Here is a 16,832-nt window from a genome sequence, read left to right on the forward strand (position 1 = left end):
GGCCCGGGCGCCGGTGGCCCGGGCGGACTCGGTGACCGGTGCGGCCGCCGGGGCGGGTGCGGCGGGCGCGGGCGGCTGCGCGGGACGGATGCCCCGGGAGACGCCGCGCAGCTCGGCCAGGCGGTCCGGGAACTCGGCGGTGGTCGCGGCGGTGCGGGGTCCGGGCGCGGCCTGAGCCGGGGCCGGCTGGGCCGCGTGGATCGAGTTCCCGCTCATCAGCGCGCCGCCGAGCACGGTGCCGACGATGGTGCAGGCGGTCGTGGCCGCCGCCAGGTTGCGGCGTACGTCATGTCTGGACAGCTGTGGCTCCCCGTTCGGCCCGGGGCACTCGTGCGCTCCTCCGATCCGCTGACCAAACCGCGGCCGGCGCGGCGGCGAAAGGTGCCCGCCGCGCCGGATCGGAAGACCCGGGCAATGATCTCTGCCGAGAGCCAAAGTAGAACCGACGCATCCGATTTGCCGGTCATTTGCCGAAAAATTCCCACATCGGCGTGGGTTCATTCCGGATGTACCGGCGGAAAACAGACCCGTCGATCAAGCTTTCGATGCCGGTGGTTCCGCCTCGGAGATGTCCGCCACCGTGGCGCCCAGGGCCTCGATCGCGGCGTCGGCGGCCACCGCGAGGGCGACCCCGTGGCGGCCGCCGCCGAGGCTGATCGCGCGGCCCCGGATGCGCTCGTCGGCAATGACCGGCCACGCCGTCGTGGAGCCGAACGGGGTGATCGTGCCGCGCTCGAACCCGGTCGCGGCCTTGGCCGTGGCCGCGTCCGGCATCGACATGCGGGCCACGCCGAGCAGGGCCCGCAGCTTCGGCCAGGAGATGACCCGGTCGCCGGGGACGAGCACGAAGCGGTAGTCGTCGTCGGCGAGCCGGACCACGATGGTCTTCACCACATCGGCGACCGCGACCCCGCGGGCCGCGGCGGCCTCGGCCAGGCTGCGCACGGGCCCGTGCTCGACGACCCGGTAGCCGATGCCGCTGGCGGCCACCGCCGCGACGGCCGGATTGCCGCTCACGGGACCAGCGGCCGGACGCGTTCGGCCACGAACCGTACGAAACCCTCCGGATCCGGATCGTCGGACGTCGGCTGCAGGATCACCCGGTCGGCGCCCGCCTCCGCCCAGCGGCGCACGGCCGCGGCGATCGCGTGCTCGTCCCCGGCGACCAGCACGTCGGCGTCGTCGGTGTAGTTCCAGCGCACGCGCTCGGCCGCCAGCCGCGCCTCGGCGCCGGGCCCGGTCGCGGCGTGCAGGTACATTACGATCTCGTGGCCGCCGGTGCGCCCCGCGGCCGTGCGGCCCTCCTCGACCAGGGCGCGGGCGCGGCGTACCCCGTCGAGGTCGGTGCCCGCCGTGAGCACCGTGCCGTCGGCGACCTCCCCGGACAGCCGGAGCGTCCTGGGACCCGTCGCACCCACCAGGATCGGCGCGGGCCCGGGCGGCGGCCAGTCCAGGGCGACGGCGTCGAGGCGCACGTAGCGGCCCTGCGTGGACAGCCGCTCGCCGGCCAGCAGGGCGCGCAGGGCCAGCGTGTACTCCCGCAGCAGCGTCATCGGCGACTCCGCCCGGACGCCGACCTGCCCCATCCAGTCCTGCACCCCGTGCCCCACGGCGATGCTCGCCCGCCCCGGGAACATCCGCAGCAGCGTGGCGGTCTCCATCGCGGCGACCGCCACGTTGCGCAGCGGCACCGGCAGCAGCCCGACCCCGACCCGCAGCCGGTCCGACCAGGCCAGGGCCGCGGCGGCGGTGGTCAGGCCGCCCTCCAGGAAACAGTCCTCCCACAGCCACAGCTCCTCGAGCCCGGCCTCATCGGCGGCGGTCACGACGGACCGCAGCCGCTCGGGCGGCAGCTGCGGCAGAAAAACAGCACCGAGCGTCGTCATGAAGGTCAGTCTCCCACCGACTGTCGGCTACCTTGCCGTTCCCGGTCCATGGCACGGGATGGAACGCGGGGAGGGGTATGACGCAAGGACACGCCGTCGTACTCGGCGGCAGCATGGCGGGCCTGCTCACGGCGCGGGTCCTGACCGGGCACTTCGCGCGGGTGACCATCGTCGAGCGCGACGAGCTCGAGGGCACCTGGGCCGGGGATCCGGCCGCCGATCCGCGGGAGCGGGAGGTGCGCCGCGGCGTGCCGCAGGGCCGGCACGCGCACGGGCTGCTCGCGGCCGGGCTCAACGTGATCGAGGAGCTGTTCCCGGGTGCGGCGAAGGAGCTGGCCGCGGCCGGGGTGCCGGCCGGGGACGTGCTGGGCAACGTGCGCTTCTGCGCGAACGGGTTCCGGCTCAAGCAGGTGCCGATCGGCCTGGGGGCGCTGTCGTTCAGCCGGCCGTACCTGGAGTCGTACGTGCGGTCCCGGGTGTTCGCGCTGCCCGGCGTGACCGTGCGGGGCGGGGCGGACATCGCCGGGATCGAGGCGGACGCCGCGCGGGCGCGCGTCACCGGCGCGCGGATCCACCCGCGGACCGGCGGCCCGGAGACGCTCGGGGCGGATCTGGTCGTCGACGCGACCGGGCGCGGCTCGCGGGCCCCGCGCTGGCTCGGGGAGCTGGGCTACGAGCCGCCGGCCGAGGAGCGGCTGCACGTCGACCTGGCCTACGTCTCCCGGCACTACGCGGTCGACCCGGCGCTGCTCGACGGCGACATCGCGATCATCATCGGGCCCTCGGCCGCGGCCCCGCGCGGGGGCGCGGTCATGCTCCAGGAGGGGGGCCGGGCGGTCATCACCCTCTTCGGCATCCTCGGCGACCACGCGCCGCTGGACGACGCCGGCTTCCGGGCCTACGCGAAGCGGCTGCCGCTGCCGTACGTCTCCGACATCATCGAGGCGTCGCAGGCGCTGGACGACGAGGCGGTCCGGTTCCGCTACCCGGCGAGCACGCGGCACCGGTACGACCGCCTGCGCCGCTTCCCGAAGGGCTTCGTGGTCGTGGGGGACGCGATGTGCTCCTTCAACCCGATGTACGGCCAGGGCATGTCGGTCGCGGGCGTGGAGGCGCTGAAGCTGGGCGAGGCGCTCGGCCGCGGCGGGGAGCTCGACGCCCTGCGGTTCTTCCGCGCGGTCCGGCCGATCGTCGACATCCCGTGGCAGATCGCCACCGGCGGCGACGCGGCCCTGCCGGGCGTGGAGGGGCCGAAGGACGCGCGGACGCGGCTGGTGAACAGATACCTGGATCGGCTGTACGCCACCGCGGCCCACGACGAGGTCGTCTCGCTCGCGTTCAGCCGGGTCACGAACCTGCTGGACCCGCCGGCCGCGCTGCTGCGGCCGGGGATCGCCCGCCGGGTGCTGGGCCGGCGACGCCCGGCGACCGCTTAGGTACGATTCGTGGCACCATCGGGGGGTGTCGTACCGCCGGATCGCCGACATCGACTTCGCCGCGCTCACCCGGGGTCCGTTCCACCCGTCCCCGGACGACTGGGCCGACGAGGTCCTGTACTTCCTGCTGGTCGACCGCTTCTCCGACGGCGCCGAGCGCGGCTACCGGGACAACGACGGCGCGACCGTCGCGACCGGTTCCACGCCGCCGCTGCGCGAGTCCGACCGCGGTAATGCGGTCACGACGCCGCAGGACGCGGCCCGGTGGCGCGACGCCGGCGTGGACTGGGCCGGCGGCACCCTGGCCGGGCTGCGCGGCAAGCTCGGCTATCTGCGCCGGCTCGGGGTCACCGCGATCTGGGTGAGTCCCGTGCTCAGGCAGGTCGCGGGCCAGCCGTCGTATCACGGGTACGCCATCCAGGACTTTCTCGACGTCGATCCGCACTTCGGGCGGCCGGAGGACCTGCGGGCGCTGGTCGCGGACGCCCACGCGCAGGGGCTGCGGGTGATCCTCGACGTGGTGCTCAACCACGCCGGGGACGTCTTCGGCTACGAGGGCGACAGCCGGCCCGTCTGGACCGGGCAGCGCTACCCGGTCAAGGGCTTCCGCGACGAGAACGGGGCCGCCGTGCTCCCGGTCGGCCCCGTTGCGGAGTCGCAGCCGCACGGCGGCGTCTGGCCCGCCGAGCTGCAGAGCACCGCGACGTTCACCGGCAAGGGGCGCATCGCCGACTGGGACCGGTTCCCGGAGTACCTGGAGGGCGACTTCGAGGGCCTCAAGGACATCGCGCTCGGCGAGGGACCGCTGGACGACTACCGGCCCTCGGCGGCGCTGGTGGCCCTCGTGCGCGCGTACCAGTACTGGATCGCCTACGCCGACCTCGACGGCTTCCGCGTGGACACGGTCAAGCACATGGACCCGGGCGCGGCGCGCTTCTTCGCGGCCGCCGTCCACGAGTTCGCGCAGTCGATCGGCAAGGAGCGCTTCACCCTCGTCGCCGAGATCACCGGCGACCGCGCGTTCGCCTACCAGACCCTCGACGCGGTCGGCATGGACGCCGCGCTCGGCCTGGCCGACGTGCAGGACCGCCTCGAGCGGGTGGCCAAGGGGACCGCCGACCCGGCCGAGTACTTCGCGCTGTTCCGCAACTCGCTGCAGGTCGGCCGCGAGTCGCACACCTGGTTCCGGGACAAGGTCGTGACCAGCTACGACGACCACGACCAGGTGCGCAAGGGCCCCTGGAAGGCGCGCTTCGCGGCGGGCGAGCCGGGCCGCCGGCTGGCCCTCGTGGCGCTCGCGCTCAACGTCGCCACGCTCGGCATCCCGTTCGTCTACTACGGCTCCGAGCAGGAGTTCGACGGCGAGGGCGGGCACGACCGGTACATCCGCGAGGCCATGTTCGGCGGCGCGTTCGGCCCGTTCCGCAGCCGCGGCGGGCACGCGTTCGACGAGGAGCACGAGACCTACCGGCAGCTCCAGCAGATCCTGGCGGTCCGGCGGCGGCTCCCGGCGCTGCGGCGGGGGCGGCAGTACCTGCGCCCGACCTCGGCCGACGGTGTGGTCTTCGCCCCGCCGGGCGCCCGCGGCCTGCTGCCGTGGTCGCGCATCTTCGCCGACCACGAGGTGCTGGTCGCGGTCAACACCGACCCGGACCGCGTGCGCACGGCCTGGGTGACCGTCGACGACGACCTGCACGCCGAGGGCGACCGGCTCACCTGCCGCTACTCCAGCGAGCCGGCCTTCGCGGGCGGCCAGGTCTCGGTCTCGGCCCGCAACGGCAAGGCCGTCCAGCTCACCCTGCCCCCGGCGGGGATCGTCATCTACGAATAGGGCGCATAGTCGGATCGGTGTCCGGTAAACAGTTTATGGACGCTCGCCGATGACACAATGAAGCGGTAGGATCACCGGTCGTTACATCGATCGGCAGGAGGGCGATGGTGCGAACCCGCGAGGTGCCCGACCCCATCTTCGAGAAGCTGATCGGCGCGCTGATCTGCGAGTCCGCGACCGCCCTGCTGGCCCAGCGGTCCCGGGGCGCGACCCTGCACGCCGGCGAGGGGATCGGCCGGGTGCTGGCCTGGCTGTGGGAGACCGAGAGCGATGACGTCGTACCGTACGTCGCCGATCTGACCGCCCAGGTGCGCTACCACGCTCCGGGCGCCGACGCGGACGTGTCGCTGGAGGACGTGCTGGCCGCGATCGGCCGAGCCGCGGCCCCCATGCCCCCGGCCGAGGGCGCGGCGATGCTGGCCTGCCTGCGCGCGGGGCTGCCGGCGTACCTCTGAGGCCACGCGGAAACGGGCGCGGGGTTGGCCCCGCGCCCGTTTCCGCTCAGGTGGGACGTGCTAGTTCAGCGCGAACTTCTGCGCCGCCGAGCCGTTGCAGTCCCAGATCTGCAGGCGCGTGCCGTTGGCCGTCGCGCCGTTGGGGGAGTCGAGGCAGCGGCCCGACTGCGGGTTCTTCAGCGAGCCGTCGGCCTGCTGCTGGAAGGTCTGGCCGCCGACGCCGTTGCAGTCCCACAGCTCGACCTGGGCGCCGTTGGCCGTACCGTTGCCCACGATGTCCAGGCAGCGGCCCAGGGTGCGCAGCGAGCCGTTGGACTGGTGGAACCAGTGCTGGTCCACGGCGTAGGACTGGCAGTCCCACAACTGCACGGCGGTGCCGTTCGTGCCCGAGTCGTCCGCGGCCACGTCGACGCACTTGCCGCCGGGGCCGACGTCGGTGCCGCCGCCGTTCACGGCGAACTTCTGCGCCGCGGCGCCGTTGCAGTCCCAGATCTGCAGGCGGGTGCCGTTGCCGGTCGCGCCGTTGGGGGAGTCGAGGCAGCGGCCCGACTGCGGGTTCTTCAGCGAGCCGTCGGCCTGCTGGATCCACTTCTGGCCGCCGACGCCGTTGCAGTCCCACAGCTCGACCTGGGTGCCGTTGGCCGTACCGTTGCCGTTGATGTCCAGGCAGCGGTTCAGGGTGCGCAGCGAGTTGTCCGCGAAGTGCGTCCAGTGCTGGTCCTCGGCGTAGGTCTGGCAGTCCCACAGCTGCACGCCGGTGCCGTTGGAACCGGTGTCGTCCGCGGCCACGTCCACGCACTTGCCGCCGGGTCCGGTGACGGTGCCCTGCGGGCCGTTCGGGACGTTGGTCTGGCCGCTGTAGCCGACGCTGACCACGTTGGCCTGGATCGCGTTCTCGGCGGCGTCGGTCGGGTAGCCGGCCACCATCGCGCCCTCGAACCAGGTGCCCCGGTTGCGGTTGCTGTTGTCGCCGCCGATGCCCAGGATGATGCCGCCCTCCTGGTGCATGGGCCGGTAGCCCTGCTTGTCGGTCGGCAGCGCGCCGTTCCACCAGGTGGTGAGCCCGCCGGACTGCGAGTTGCCGCCCTTGAGCGCGTAGGTGGTCTGGCCGTTGTTCTTCAGCACGGCGGTGACGTAGGCCGAGTTGTTGCCCGGGTTCGGGTTCGAGCCGTTGCCGCCCTGGAACATGCCGTTCTCCATGTCCGCCTCGATCCACGGGCCGGAGCCCTGGCACGGCGGGAAGAAGCACGTCGTCGCGATGCTGATCGCGTCCATGTGGCCGTTGCCGGTGTCGTACGGCGTCGACTCGGCGTTGCCGTAGTCGAAGCAGCAGTCCGAGCCGACGTGCGTGCCGCTGGCGACCATGTAGACGCCCTCGGCCTGGCCGTTGACCGCCACGCCGGGCGCCCGGCCGTTGAACCGGTAGCCGACGCCGGGGGAGACCCACACGCCGTACACCTTGTGGCCGCCCGCGGTCACCGCGATCTCGCTCGCGTCCGCGCCGCGGTCGCCGGAGCCGGCCCCGCCGTCGGGGGCGATCGTCAGGTCGCTGTGGTTGGCGGTCTGGTCGTAGATGCGCGTGATGCGGCACGTGGTGCCGTTGCAGTAGGCGTCCTGGTCGCCGGCGTTGGCGTATCCGCCCGCGGCGAGCAGGCCGATGTTGTGCAGGCCGCCGTCGGAGGCGCGCTGCACCTGGTAGAGCGGCCCGTTGTACGCCGAGAACAGCGCGCGGGTCGTGCTGTGGGCGGCCACGCACGCCGTGCCGTTGGCCGCGTAGATGTCGCAGGGCAGGGTGCCGGCGGCCTGGGCCGTGCCGGTCAGCCCGACGATGGCGGCGGCGGTGAGGGCCAGGCTCGCGGCAGCGGAGAGGACCATCCTCCGCCGCCGGCCCGGTCGTGATCGACTGACCACGGTTGGACCTCTTTCTTTCGGGGGAAGGGTCCGATTGGCGGCGGACCCGGCGAAGCATCGGTGTCTTAGTATGCGTATTCGCGATCGTCTTTGGTAGAACTTGTTGAGAAGTGTTGAATCTGCGGTCGGCCGGTGTGCTGAGCGCACCGGGACCCGCCAACGCCGGTCCTAGGTGTTCCCGGCCCGCCCGAGCGCTGCCGGGATGCTCGACAGCAGTGTGACGAGCCGGCTGCGCGCGGCGGGCTCGGTGGCCGGCAGGCTGCGATGGATTCGCGGCCATCTTCTCGTCAAGGTGACGAGAAGTGTCCGAATGTGCGGAAGGGGTTGCATGGTTATGCACTCAGTCGTATATGCTTGAGTCGTGTCCAAGGTCCTCAACTCCCTGCCTGCCGGTGAGCGTGTCGGCATCGCCTTCTCCGGTGGTCTCGACACCTCGGTAGCCGTCGCGTGGATGCGCGACAAGGGCGCCATCCCGTGCACGTACACGGCCGACCTCGGCCAGTACGACGAGCCCGACATCGCCTCGGTGCCCGGCCGCGCCACCGCGTACGGCGCGGAGGTCGCCCGCCTCGTCGACTGCCGGGCCAGCCTCGTCGAGGAGGGCCTCGCCGCGCTCGCGTGCGGCGCGTTCCACATCCGCTCCGGTGGCCGGGCCTACTTCAACACGACCCCGCTGGGCCGGGCCGTGGCCGGCACGCTGCTCGTGCGCGCGATGCTCGAGGACAACGTGCAGATCTGGGGCGACGGTTCGACCTTCAAGGGCAACGACATCGAGCGCTTCTATCGGTACGGCCTGCTGGCCAACCCGGCCCTGCGCATCTACAAGCCGTGGCTCGACGCCGACTTCGTCGGTGAGCTCGGCGGGCGCAAGGAGATGTCGGAGTGGCTGCTGGCCCACGACCTGCCGTACCGCGACAGCACCGAGAAGGCCTACTCGACCGACGCCAACATCTGGGGCGCCACCCACGAGGCCAAGTCGCTGGAGCACCTCAACGCGGGCATCGAGATCGTCGACCCCATCATGGGCGTGCGCTTCTGGGACCCGTCCATCGAGATCCCGTCCGAGGACGTGACCATCGGCTTCGCCCAGGGGCGCCCGGTCACCATCAACGGCAAGGAGTTCGCCAGCACCGTCGACCTGGTGCTGGAGGCGAACGCGATCGGCGGCCGGCACGGCCTCGGCATGTCCGACCAGATCGAGAACCGCATCATCGAGGCCAAGAGCCGCGGCATCTACGAGGCGCCGGGCATGGCCCTGCTGCACGCCGCGTACGAGCGGCTGATCAACGCCATCCACAACGAGGACACCGTCGCCGCGTACCACAACGAGGGCCGCAAGCTCGGGCGCCTGCTGTACGAGGGCCGCTGGCTCGACCCCCAGGCGCTCATGCTGCGCGAGGCCCTGCAGCGCTGGGTCGGCTCGGCCGTGACCGGCGAGGTGACGCTGCGCCTGCGCCGGGGCGAGGACTACTCGATCCTGGAGACGACGGGCCCCGCGCTGTCGTACCACCCGGACAAGCTGTCGATGGAGCGCACCGAGGACGCGGCGTTCGGCCCGGTGGACCGCATCGGCCAGCTGACCATGCGCAACCTCGACATCGCCGACTCGCGGGCGAAGCTGGAGCAGTACGTCACGCTGAACGTGATCGGCAGCCCGCACCCGATGCTCATCGGCGCCAACCAGACCCCGTCCGCGGACCTGCTGGGCGCCATGCCGGCCGGCGGCGCGGCCGCGATCGCCTCGGGCGGCCCGGCCGCCGAGGAGGCCGAGGCCCTGGACAACGCGGCCATGGAGTTCGGCACCGACTGACACGCACCGGCGCCGGGCATCGCCTTCCTCGCGGAGGGGGTGCCCGGCGCCGTCGCGTTCACACGGCCCCGAGCAGCTCCGGGCATCCCATCGACTCGGAACCTCCGACGCTCGCCGCGTCGTGCGACTGCGACACGGTACTGCGAGGCCGGCGCACGGCGCCTCGGTCGTCCGGCCGGGTCGTTCCGGGTGGTATGAAGGCCGCGTGGAAGTGTCCGACCGGTTCTGGGACGTGCTCGAGTCGCACGAACGCAGCCAGGCGAGTCTCGTCGCGTGGCTGTGGTCGGCGTCGCGGGACGAGATCGTGGCGTACCAGCGCGCGTTCGAGGAGGCGGCCGAGGAGCTCGCCGACTACTGGGACGGGCCCGTGGTCGACGGCGTGCAGTACTCCGAGGACGACACCGAGGACCTGTGCCTCTGGATCGTCGGGGAGGGCCGCGAGTCCTGGGACGCCGCGCGCGCCGACTTCGAGGGGGCGATCCGGCGGTACCTCGCCCGCGACCCCGACGACGCATGGGTGCCCGGCGCGCCGGCGTATGCCGTCTTCCACGAGCGCTTCGGGGTTTCGCTCGCCGAGCCGGGGTAGCGCACGGCGGTGACGTGGGAGGCTCGCCGGCTCGTGATCGAGGTCGGCGCATCGTTTGACGAGGCCGTCGCGCGGTACGAGGCGGCCGTTCCGGGATATCCGGCCGGCGAGATCGAGGGGCTCACCGACTGGGAGCAGGTCAGGGCGCTCACGGACCGGGTCGCCGTGAACGGGTTTCTGATCTACTGGCGGTTCGCGGCCGACCGGCTCATGGAGATCGCGGGGGACCCGGCGCGCTGCCGCGTGTACCTCATGGGCAATCACCTGCTCGCCGAGCGCATGTATCGGCACGACCCGGCCGCGATGCTCCACGCGCCGCTGCGGACGGTCATCTCGCAGGCGGAGGGGGAGGCGGTGCGGTTCGCGATCGAGCAGCCCAGCCGGCAGTTCGCGTCGTTCGGGATACCGGAGATCGCGGCGGTCGGGGTCGAGCTCGATCGCAAGCTCGCGGTGCTCCTCGAGCGGCTGGGCTGGCCCGTCCCGGACGGGCTCGGGGGTCAGGCCGCGCGGGTGATCTGATCGTGCATGGTCCGGCGCGCCTGCTCCATGCGGACGCGGCGGTCGGCGCGCGGGTCGGTCAGCGTCGGCACGATGGGCTCGCCGATCACGATCACCATCGTGGGCTTGCGGCGCAGCAGCCGGGCCGGGCCCGCCGGCGGCCGGAAGCGGATCGACAGCGGCACGACCGGCACGCGGGCCTGCGCCGCCAGGTGGAAGGCGCCCTGTTTGAAATCGCGAAGACCGGTGTCGTACGGCCGCAGCTCACCCTCCGGGAAGAAGTGCACGATCCGTCCCTGCGCCAGGAACAACTGCAGCTCGGAGAAGAACGCCGGCAGGCCCGCCGGGGTGCGCGGCACCGCGATCCCGCCCAGGAGCCGCACGAGCCCGCCGTACCAGCGGTTCTCCAGGTTGATCGGGGCGGCGGTGAAGACGGGGCGGCGCGGGAAGACCGCCAGGCCGACGAGCACGCTGTCCAGCAGGTGCACGTGGTTGCAGATGGTCAGCGCGCCGCCGGTGCGGGGGAGCCGCTTCTCGCCCTCCGTGCGCACGCCCAGGATGACGCGGGTCCACAGGAACAGCAGCGGGATGGCGACCGCGTAGTAGAAGGCGTTCGACACCAGGCGGAAGACCCGGCCGCTGTACCCCGAGGGCGCCTCCCACGCGCGGCCCGCCCGGTCGTAGACGCGCTCGATCGCCTTGACGCTGCGCTCGACCGTGTACAGCTCGGCGTAGCGCGCATACGTGCGCGACGCGGCCGCGAGGGCTTCGGGGTCCTCGATCCAGGCGTCGATCCGCTCGGCCAGCGAGGCCGGGTCGCCGGCCCGGAACAGGTTGGCCGGCTCCAGCGCGAACTGCCCGGTGGCGCTGCGCCGGCTGTCCGAGATCACCGGGACGAGCCCGCACGAGAACGCCTCCATGCAGGACAGGCCCTCGATCTCGACGTCGGAGGCGTGCACGTACAACTGCGCATGTTGCATGAGGTCGACGAGCTCCGCCTGGCCGTAGTAGCCGAACCGCGCCGGGACCGGGAGCCGCGCCGCCATCCGCCGCAGCCGCGCCTCGCGGGGCCCGTGCCCGGCGAAGGTGACCTCGACGCACCCGGCGTGGCGCGATCGGCGGACGGCCCGGATGAGCACGTCCTGGCGCTTCTCGGGGGAGAGGCGCCCGACCATGAGAATGCGGAACGGCTCGCCGGGCGCGCGCTCGCGGGCCGGACCGGGCCGGAATGCACCGCCGACGCCGTTGGAGATGACGTGCAAGCGGGCCCGGTACCCGTGCTGGCGCAACTGCGCCGCGATGAACGTCGACGGGCAGTGGATGTCCGTGAAGCGCCGATAGAACAGCAGGCGCAGCAGGAGGTACACGATATGGGCGGCGGGCGGGAACCGGCCCAGCCCGATGTTGTACGTGATGTTCTCGGGCTGGATGTGGAACGCCGCGATCGCCGGCACCCCGAGCCGCCGGGCGACGCGCTCGGCCGCCCGCCCGAGCGGCCACGGCTGGTAGATGTGCACGACGTCGGCCCCGGCGATCGCGGCGACGAGCGTCGCGCGGACGGGCTTGGCGAAGAGCGTGTGCTGGCGGTGCGCGAACCGGCTCGCGATCGGCACCACGAGCTCCGGCACCCGGTACAGCTGCACCGGCGACCCGGCCGCCGCCTCGCCGCACGCGACCACGCGCACGGTGTGCCCCCGGGCCACGAGCGTCTCGGCGAAGCGCATGGCCGAGATCGTGGTGCCGTTGTTCGCGACGCCGAACGTGTCGATGACGAGCGTGATGACCATGGCCGCCCCGCAAGCCGAGCTCATGATGGACACGCGGTGCAACGCATCCGGGCGGGTCAATCTTCCCGGCGGTCGCTCACTGCCGTGGCTGCGTCGTCCCGGCGGTCGCTCACTGCCGTGGCATCGCGGGGGACCAGCGCACCGGCGTCGTCCCGGCCGCCGCGAGCGCCGCGTTGATCCGGCTGAACGGGCGGCTGCCGAGGAAGCCGGCCGGGTTCATCGGGCTGGGGTGCCCGGCTCGCAGCACGACGTGCCGGGCGTTCGTCACCAGCGACGCCTTCGCCTTCGCGGCCGCGCCCCACAGCACGAACACGACCCGGTCCGCCTTCTCGTTCAGGGCCCGGATCGTCGCGTCGGTGATGCTCTCCCAGCCGCGCCCCTTGTGCGAGTTGGAGGTGCCGGCGCGGACGGTCAGCACCGCGTTGAGCAGCATCACGCCCTGCCGGCACCACGCGGTCAGATCGCCGGACGGCGGCGGCTCCACCGCGAGGTCGTCGCGCATCTCCTGGTACACGTTGCGCAGCGACGGCGGGACCGGGACGCCGGGCGGAACGCTGAAGCTGAGCCCGTGGGCCTGCCCCGGCCGGATGTACGGGTCCTGGCCGAGAATGAGGACCCGGGTGTCGGCGAGCGAGCACAGCCGGTACGCGGCGAAGATGTCCTGCTTGCGCGGGTAGACCACGGCGGAGCGGTACTCCTCGACGACGAACGACGACAGCGCGGCGACGACACCGGCGTCGACGTGCGGCGCGACCGCCTCGCGCCAGTCGTCGGGCATGAAGTCCAGCAGATACACGGGCTTCGCGGTCGCGGTCATGGGCGCACAAGCTACCAGCCGTCGCCTACCCGCGAGCGGGGTCGTCCAGGTCTTGAATCCTGTCCGCGGTGGCGGCCCGGCGGATCCAGACACCGAGCTGGTCGAGATCGGTGCACGCGGCGATGTCGGTGCGGGTCTCGTCGGGGATCTCCACACCGCGGGCATCGAGCACGGCCAGCACAGCGCGGGCTTCGCCCTCGGCCATGCCCTCGGCCATGCCCTCGGCCATGCCCTCGGCTTTGCCCGCGGCGAAGTTGCGGCGGGCGAAATCGCTCTGGAATCGATAGCCGGCGGTGGTCATGAGTTCCTCCAGGCACTCCCGGTCCGCCGCTGCACGGCACGGAAGATGCCCACGCCGCCCGGAAGCGGCGCGGGCCCTCGCGATCATTCGGCGGCGTTGATGCCCAGGTCCTCGATCTTGTCGGCGGTCGCGGCGAGGTGAATCCACGTCCCGAGCTGGTCGAGGTTCGTGCAGCTGGTGATGTCGGCGCGGACGTTCTCCGGAACCTGCACGCCGCGGGCATCGAGCACGGCCAGCACGGCGCGGGCTTCGCCTTCGGCTTTGCCCTCGGCCACGCCCTCGGCTTTGCCCTCGGCTTTGCCCTCGGCTTTGCCCGCGGCGAAGTTGCGGCGGGCGAAGTCGCTCTGGAATCGATAGCCGGCGGTGGTCATAAGCTCCTCCAGACACTCCCGGGCCGCCGCTGGCAGCCTGGAGAGGACAAGGTCAGTGTACATGTGGGCGTGTTCCTGACCGACGACGTCGAGGGCGGTGCACAGGGCTTTGAACACCGCGGTGGGCTCTGGTCCGGCCCCATGGGCGAGGGCCGACAGGACCGCCAGCTCGGGCATGCGACGGGCCGCCCCGGGGTCGGTGACGACGGGCACCTGACGGGGGCCGAGGGCTACCGGGGTCAGTACCGAGCCCGGCGGGCCGATCGCGACCGGGGTGGCGCACCAGTCCGCGACCGCTTGGTCGGGGCACATCACCAGGAGCGCGACCGGGCAGCCCAGCCGGGCGTGGAGCGTGCCCACGTACGCGGGCCAGCTGCGTCGTTTGCGCGGGTCCAGGCGCAGTTGCACCTCGATCACGACCGCCATCACCGGCGATGCGCTGCCGTGCAGGGTGACGACCGCATCGGCTCGGTACTCGGTCGGGGCGACGTCGGTGAGATCGGCGGAGGACAGCCGGGCCTCGTGGAACTCCGGCAGGGCGACGTGGAGCGGGCCGCCGAGAATCTCGGCCGCCAGCGCGGGCCGGTCGCGGAACATCTCGATCAGGATCTCGTGCAAGTGGGATGGCACGGTGCGGAAGACTAGCCACCGCGTTCACGAATAGTCGAGCCATGTATCACGCACCGTGACTCATGTTGGCTCAAGGCGAAACCGCGCGCCTCGCCGGTGCGGGGCGCGCGGTTCGCTGGATCAGTGCAGCAGTTGAAGCTGGTTGTTGGTGTCGTCGACGAAGTAGACGCCGAGGCCGAGCGGTGCGACGGCGAGACCGAACAGGGCGCCGGCGCCGAGATCGTCGAGGGTGCGGAACGCAACCTGCCGCCTGAGCAGCGGGCTGGTCTCGACGATGTTCCCGTCGCCGCCGTTCACCGTGAGGATGTTGCCGTTCGGGGCGATCGCCAGCCCGAGCGGACCCGACAGGTGGTTGCCCTCCGTGACGGTCTTGCCGGTGCCCGCGCTGTTCTTGCGCAGGACCGCGTTCGGGATGGCCGCGATGCGGCTGTTGACGGTGTCGGCGACGTACAGGGTGCCGTCCCAGCCGAGGCCGACCCCGGTCGGACCGATGATCAGCGCGTCCGGGTCGGTCTGCTCCGTGAATCCGGAGCCGATGGTGGTGACGTCGCGCAGCTCCGGGGGATTGTTCCGTTCGACCTTCAGCGACAGGCGCAGCACGGTTCCCTGGTTCGTGGTGGGTGGCTGGCCGCCGACGATCCCGTTGAGGACGTTGGTGACGAAGAGGTCGACCGACGCGCCGTTGTCGCGTGCGGTCATGTCCCACGGGCCGTTGATACCGCGTCCGGCGAACGTCTCGCGGACCGTGCCCTTGCTGTCGAGCACGATCAGGCAGCCGGCCTGAGCGGTCGCCGAGCTGCCGTCCGTGGTGGGCAGGCTGCCCACGATGACCCAGCCGGTGCGGAGCACGACGAGCGCCGTGGTCAGTCCGACCCCGCCCGGGCAGTCGCCGGGCAACGTGCTGGCGTCGATCTGTGCGAAGAGACTGACGCGGCCCTCGCGGCTGATCTGCACGATCGTCGTCCCGAGGCCCTGCTTGTTGTCGGAGTTGTTGAAGTTGCTGACCAGTACCTCGCCCGTGCGCAACTTGTCCTTGTTGACGGGTACCACCGCCACGCCGTACGGGTTGACGTCACCGTTTGACGGCACGGTCGATGCGATGACCTCGGTCTTCTTGAACCTGTTGATGAACGCCAGGCCGGAGAACCAATCGTCCGTCGAATGGGCGTTGGCGCCCGGAGCGAACGCTCCGACGGCCATTGCGGCCACTGCCACGCAGACGCCCGCCTTGACTGCGAACCTCACGACTGTACGTGCCTTCCTGTAAATGGATCGCCTGATTCGGACGGCCGGACTCGAATGGATTCCACGGCTGCCCGAAGTGCGCGGCCGTCACCGTGTACGCGGCGGAACGGGGCGCTCGCGACGTGGCCTTCCCGGGCACGGATCGGCGGAAACACCACCCCTCGGGTGGTGCGATATACGCAGATTGCGCGCTAAGGAACGCCGTACTCGCGCAATAGCCGTTCAGTCCGATTTGTCGAGGCACGTCGGACAGGGCTGTGAGACTCGCGTGCGAGGCAGCGAACGTCGCGGTGCGGGCGCACGCCGAGTGCGGGGGCTCTCGAACGACGAGTCGCAATGGGCGGCAATCAGTCGGCACGGGGCGACTCGGGGAGTCGGCGACGCCGACCTCAGGCGATGCGTTACGGGAGCTGCGGGGCAGACCTTTGCCGGGCTGCGGACCTCGGCAATCGTCTGTCGAGCGTTGCGGTCGTGCTCAGCAACCGAGCCGAGGCGGCGTCGGCAACGTGAACCGCGCCGGCGTCGGCGTCGGCGGGTTGACGTGTGCCTCGTCAGGGGCCGGAAGGCCGGCGACCTACCAGCCTCGGCCCCGCTGCTCCTTCAAGGGCGGGCGCTCGGTGCAGCTCGTCGAAGTCGGCCTTGTTGTCGTGCGTGTTACCCACGCCGCCCGGGAATCGCGGAGGCGTTTGGGGGGCAACACGCACGACCACTTCGCTGCGCGATCACCGGATGGTCTGCAGGATCTCGCCGTTGTCGGCAAGTACCCAGAACGACCATCCATTGCGGTTCGGGTTTACCGTCGGGTTGTGGGCCGCGACCACCGCAACTGCTGCGCCGCTCGGGGTTGAGTACGTCTTGTTCTTGAGCTTGCCGCTGATGATCGCCACGGACTTCGTCTTGCGGTTGTAGACCGCTTCGACCTTGGTGCCTTCGTAGATCGCGTAGATCGCCACCTCGTCGACCTGCAGTTCGGCATCGGCTTTAGCGGAGCCGGGTGTCTTGGCGAAGTGCTCCACGAGACGGGCGACGGCTACGCCGTCGGTGACACCCCAGGCGATCGCGAGGAGATGCACCTTGTTGTAGGCATCGGTGGGCACGTCGGTGATCGTCGTCATGCTGCCTCCCCCGAGGTGTCTGCTTGCAGGAGAGAGAGTAGTAAAACGTAGAACAAGGAGTCAAACGGAGTTGAGGGGCGAGAGTCGGCGGCGTGTGAACGCGGAAGTTTGACCGTGCAGGTGCGGAAGAAACTTGGCTGAGATGCGGATTTA

Annotated in this window: 15 protein-coding genes and 1 pseudogene; 6 read left to right on the plus strand and 10 right to left on the minus strand. The window is 71.6% G+C overall.

The window, feature by feature from the left end:
* From ABT369_RS24295 to ABT369_RS24305, 3 genes and pseudogenes are all read right to left on the minus strand, one after another.
* Nucleotides 1–234, minus strand: a pseudogene (locus ABT369_RS24295) (hypothetical protein); the annotation flags it as partial.
* Between the two features lie 300 nt (nucleotides 235–534).
* Nucleotides 535–1,017 (minus strand): aminoacyl-tRNA deacylase, encoded by a 483-nt coding sequence (locus tag ABT369_RS24300; RefSeq protein ID WP_350615160.1) that lies wholly within the window; start codon nucleotides 1,015–1,017, stop codon nucleotides 535–537.
* A complete protein-coding gene (locus ABT369_RS24305; protein WP_350615161.1) occupies nucleotides 1,014–1,886 on the minus strand; it encodes an LLM class flavin-dependent oxidoreductase in 873 nt (290 codons plus the stop codon). The genes ABT369_RS24300 and ABT369_RS24305 overlap by 4 nt, the downstream gene beginning before the upstream one ends.
* A 77-nt stretch (nucleotides 1,887–1,963) precedes the next feature.
* On the opposite strand from ABT369_RS24305, the gene ABT369_RS24310 reads away from it, so the two are divergent.
* The 3 genes from ABT369_RS24310 (at nucleotide 1,964) to ABT369_RS24320 (ending at nucleotide 5,608) form a co-directional block, all read left to right on the plus strand.
* On the plus strand, nucleotides 1,964–3,322 hold the full coding sequence (locus ABT369_RS24310) for an FAD-dependent oxidoreductase (protein WP_350615162.1): 1,359 nt from the start codon (nucleotides 1,964–1,966) through the stop codon (nucleotides 3,320–3,322).
* A 25-nt stretch (nucleotides 3,323–3,347) separates the two neighbouring features.
* A complete protein-coding gene (locus ABT369_RS24315) occupies nucleotides 3,348–5,153 on the plus strand; it encodes an alpha-amylase family glycosyl hydrolase (protein WP_350615163.1) in 1,806 nt (601 codons plus the stop codon).
* A 104-nt stretch (nucleotides 5,154–5,257) separates the two neighbouring features.
* Nucleotides 5,258–5,608, plus strand: coding sequence for a hypothetical protein (locus ABT369_RS24320; protein WP_350615165.1), 351 nt, complete (start codon nucleotides 5,258–5,260; stop codon nucleotides 5,606–5,608).
* A 60-nt stretch (nucleotides 5,609–5,668) separates the two neighbouring features.
* Here the strand turns inward: ABT369_RS24320 and ABT369_RS24325 are convergent, their stop codons facing one another.
* A complete protein-coding gene (locus ABT369_RS24325) occupies nucleotides 5,669–7,483 on the minus strand; it encodes an arabinofuranosidase catalytic domain-containing protein (RefSeq protein WP_350615166.1) in 1,815 nt (604 codons plus the stop codon).
* 397 nt (nucleotides 7,484–7,880) lie between these two features.
* On the opposite strand from ABT369_RS24325, the gene argG reads away from it, so the two are divergent.
* The 3 genes from argG (at nucleotide 7,881) to ABT369_RS24340 (ending at nucleotide 10,434) form a co-directional block, all read left to right on the plus strand.
* Nucleotides 7,881–9,329: an argininosuccinate synthase gene (argG, locus tag ABT369_RS24330; protein WP_350615168.1), complete on the plus strand. Its 1,449-nt coding sequence runs from the start codon at nucleotides 7,881–7,883 to the stop codon at nucleotides 9,327–9,329.
* Nucleotides 9,330–9,534: 205 nt separating this feature from the next.
* Entirely contained in the window at nucleotides 9,535–9,915 is a 381-nt protein-coding gene (locus ABT369_RS24335; RefSeq protein ID WP_350615170.1) for a hypothetical protein, read from the plus strand.
* Between the two features lie 9 nt (nucleotides 9,916–9,924).
* The gene (locus ABT369_RS24340; protein WP_350615171.1) at nucleotides 9,925–10,434 is read left to right on the plus strand and encodes a DUF302 domain-containing protein; all 510 of its coding nucleotides are present in this window, start codon (nucleotides 9,925–9,927) and stop codon (nucleotides 10,432–10,434) included.
* Here the strand turns inward: ABT369_RS24340 and ABT369_RS24345 are convergent.
* The 6 genes from ABT369_RS24345 to ABT369_RS24370 form a co-directional block, all read right to left on the minus strand.
* Nucleotides 10,413–12,224, minus strand: a complete 1,812-nt coding sequence (locus ABT369_RS24345; protein WP_350615173.1) for a glycosyltransferase — start codon at nucleotides 12,222–12,224, stop codon at nucleotides 10,413–10,415. The genes ABT369_RS24340 and ABT369_RS24345 overlap by 22 nt on opposite strands.
* A gap of 85 nt (nucleotides 12,225–12,309) precedes the next feature.
* Entirely contained in the window at nucleotides 12,310–13,017 is a 708-nt protein-coding gene (locus ABT369_RS24350; protein WP_350615175.1) for a uracil-DNA glycosylase, read from the minus strand.
* Nucleotides 13,018–13,042: 25 nt separating this feature from the next.
* Entirely contained in the window at nucleotides 13,043–13,318 is a 276-nt protein-coding gene (locus ABT369_RS24355; protein ID WP_350615177.1) for a hypothetical protein, read from the minus strand.
* 83 nt (nucleotides 13,319–13,401) lie between these two features.
* A complete protein-coding gene (locus ABT369_RS24360; protein WP_350615178.1) occupies nucleotides 13,402–14,319 on the minus strand; it encodes an RpnC/YadD family protein in 918 nt (305 codons plus the stop codon).
* A 120-nt stretch (nucleotides 14,320–14,439) separates the two neighbouring features.
* Nucleotides 14,440–15,564: an NHL repeat-containing protein gene (locus tag ABT369_RS24365; RefSeq protein ID WP_350615180.1), complete on the minus strand. Its 1,125-nt coding sequence runs from the start codon at nucleotides 15,562–15,564 to the stop codon at nucleotides 14,440–14,442.
* Between the two features lie 722 nt (nucleotides 15,565–16,286).
* Nucleotides 16,287–16,679 carry a hypothetical protein gene (locus tag ABT369_RS24370; protein ID WP_350615181.1) on the minus strand — a complete coding sequence of 131 codons (393 nt, stop codon included), beginning with the start codon at nucleotides 16,677–16,679 and terminating at the stop codon, nucleotides 16,287–16,289.
* Nucleotides 16,680–16,832 lie beyond the last annotated feature (153 nt).

The sequence above is a fragment of the Dactylosporangium sp. NPDC000244 genome (assembly GCF_040300725.1).
Classification (GTDB): Bacteria; Actinomycetota; Actinomycetes; order Mycobacteriales; family Micromonosporaceae; genus Dactylosporangium.

Coding starts and splice junctions, on each gene's coding strand:
- ABT369_RS24305 (WP_350615161.1), bottom strand. CDS start 1,886: ATGACGACGCTCGGTGCTGTTTTTCTGCCGCAGCTGCCGCCCGAGCGG.
- ABT369_RS24310 (WP_350615162.1), top strand. CDS start 1,964: ATGACGCAAGGACACGCCGTCGTACTCGGCGGCAGCATGGCGGGCCTG.
- ABT369_RS24320 (WP_350615165.1), top strand. CDS start 5,258: ATGGTGCGAACCCGCGAGGTGCCCGACCCCATCTTCGAGAAGCTGATC.
- ABT369_RS24325 (WP_350615166.1), bottom strand. CDS start 7,483: ATGGTCCTCTCCGCTGCCGCGAGCCTGGCCCTCACCGCCGCCGCCATC.
- ABT369_RS24345 (WP_350615173.1), bottom strand. CDS start 12,224: ATGAGCTCGGCTTGCGGGGCGGCCATGGTCATCACGCTCGTCATCGAC.
- ABT369_RS24350 (WP_350615175.1), bottom strand. CDS start 13,017: ATGACCGCGACCGCGAAGCCCGTGTATCTGCTGGACTTCATGCCCGAC.
- ABT369_RS24355 (WP_350615177.1), bottom strand. CDS start 13,318: ATGACCACCGCCGGCTATCGATTCCAGAGCGATTTCGCCCGCCGCAAC.
- ABT369_RS24370 (WP_350615181.1), bottom strand. CDS start 16,679: ATGACGACGATCACCGACGTGCCCACCGATGCCTACAACAAGGTGCAT.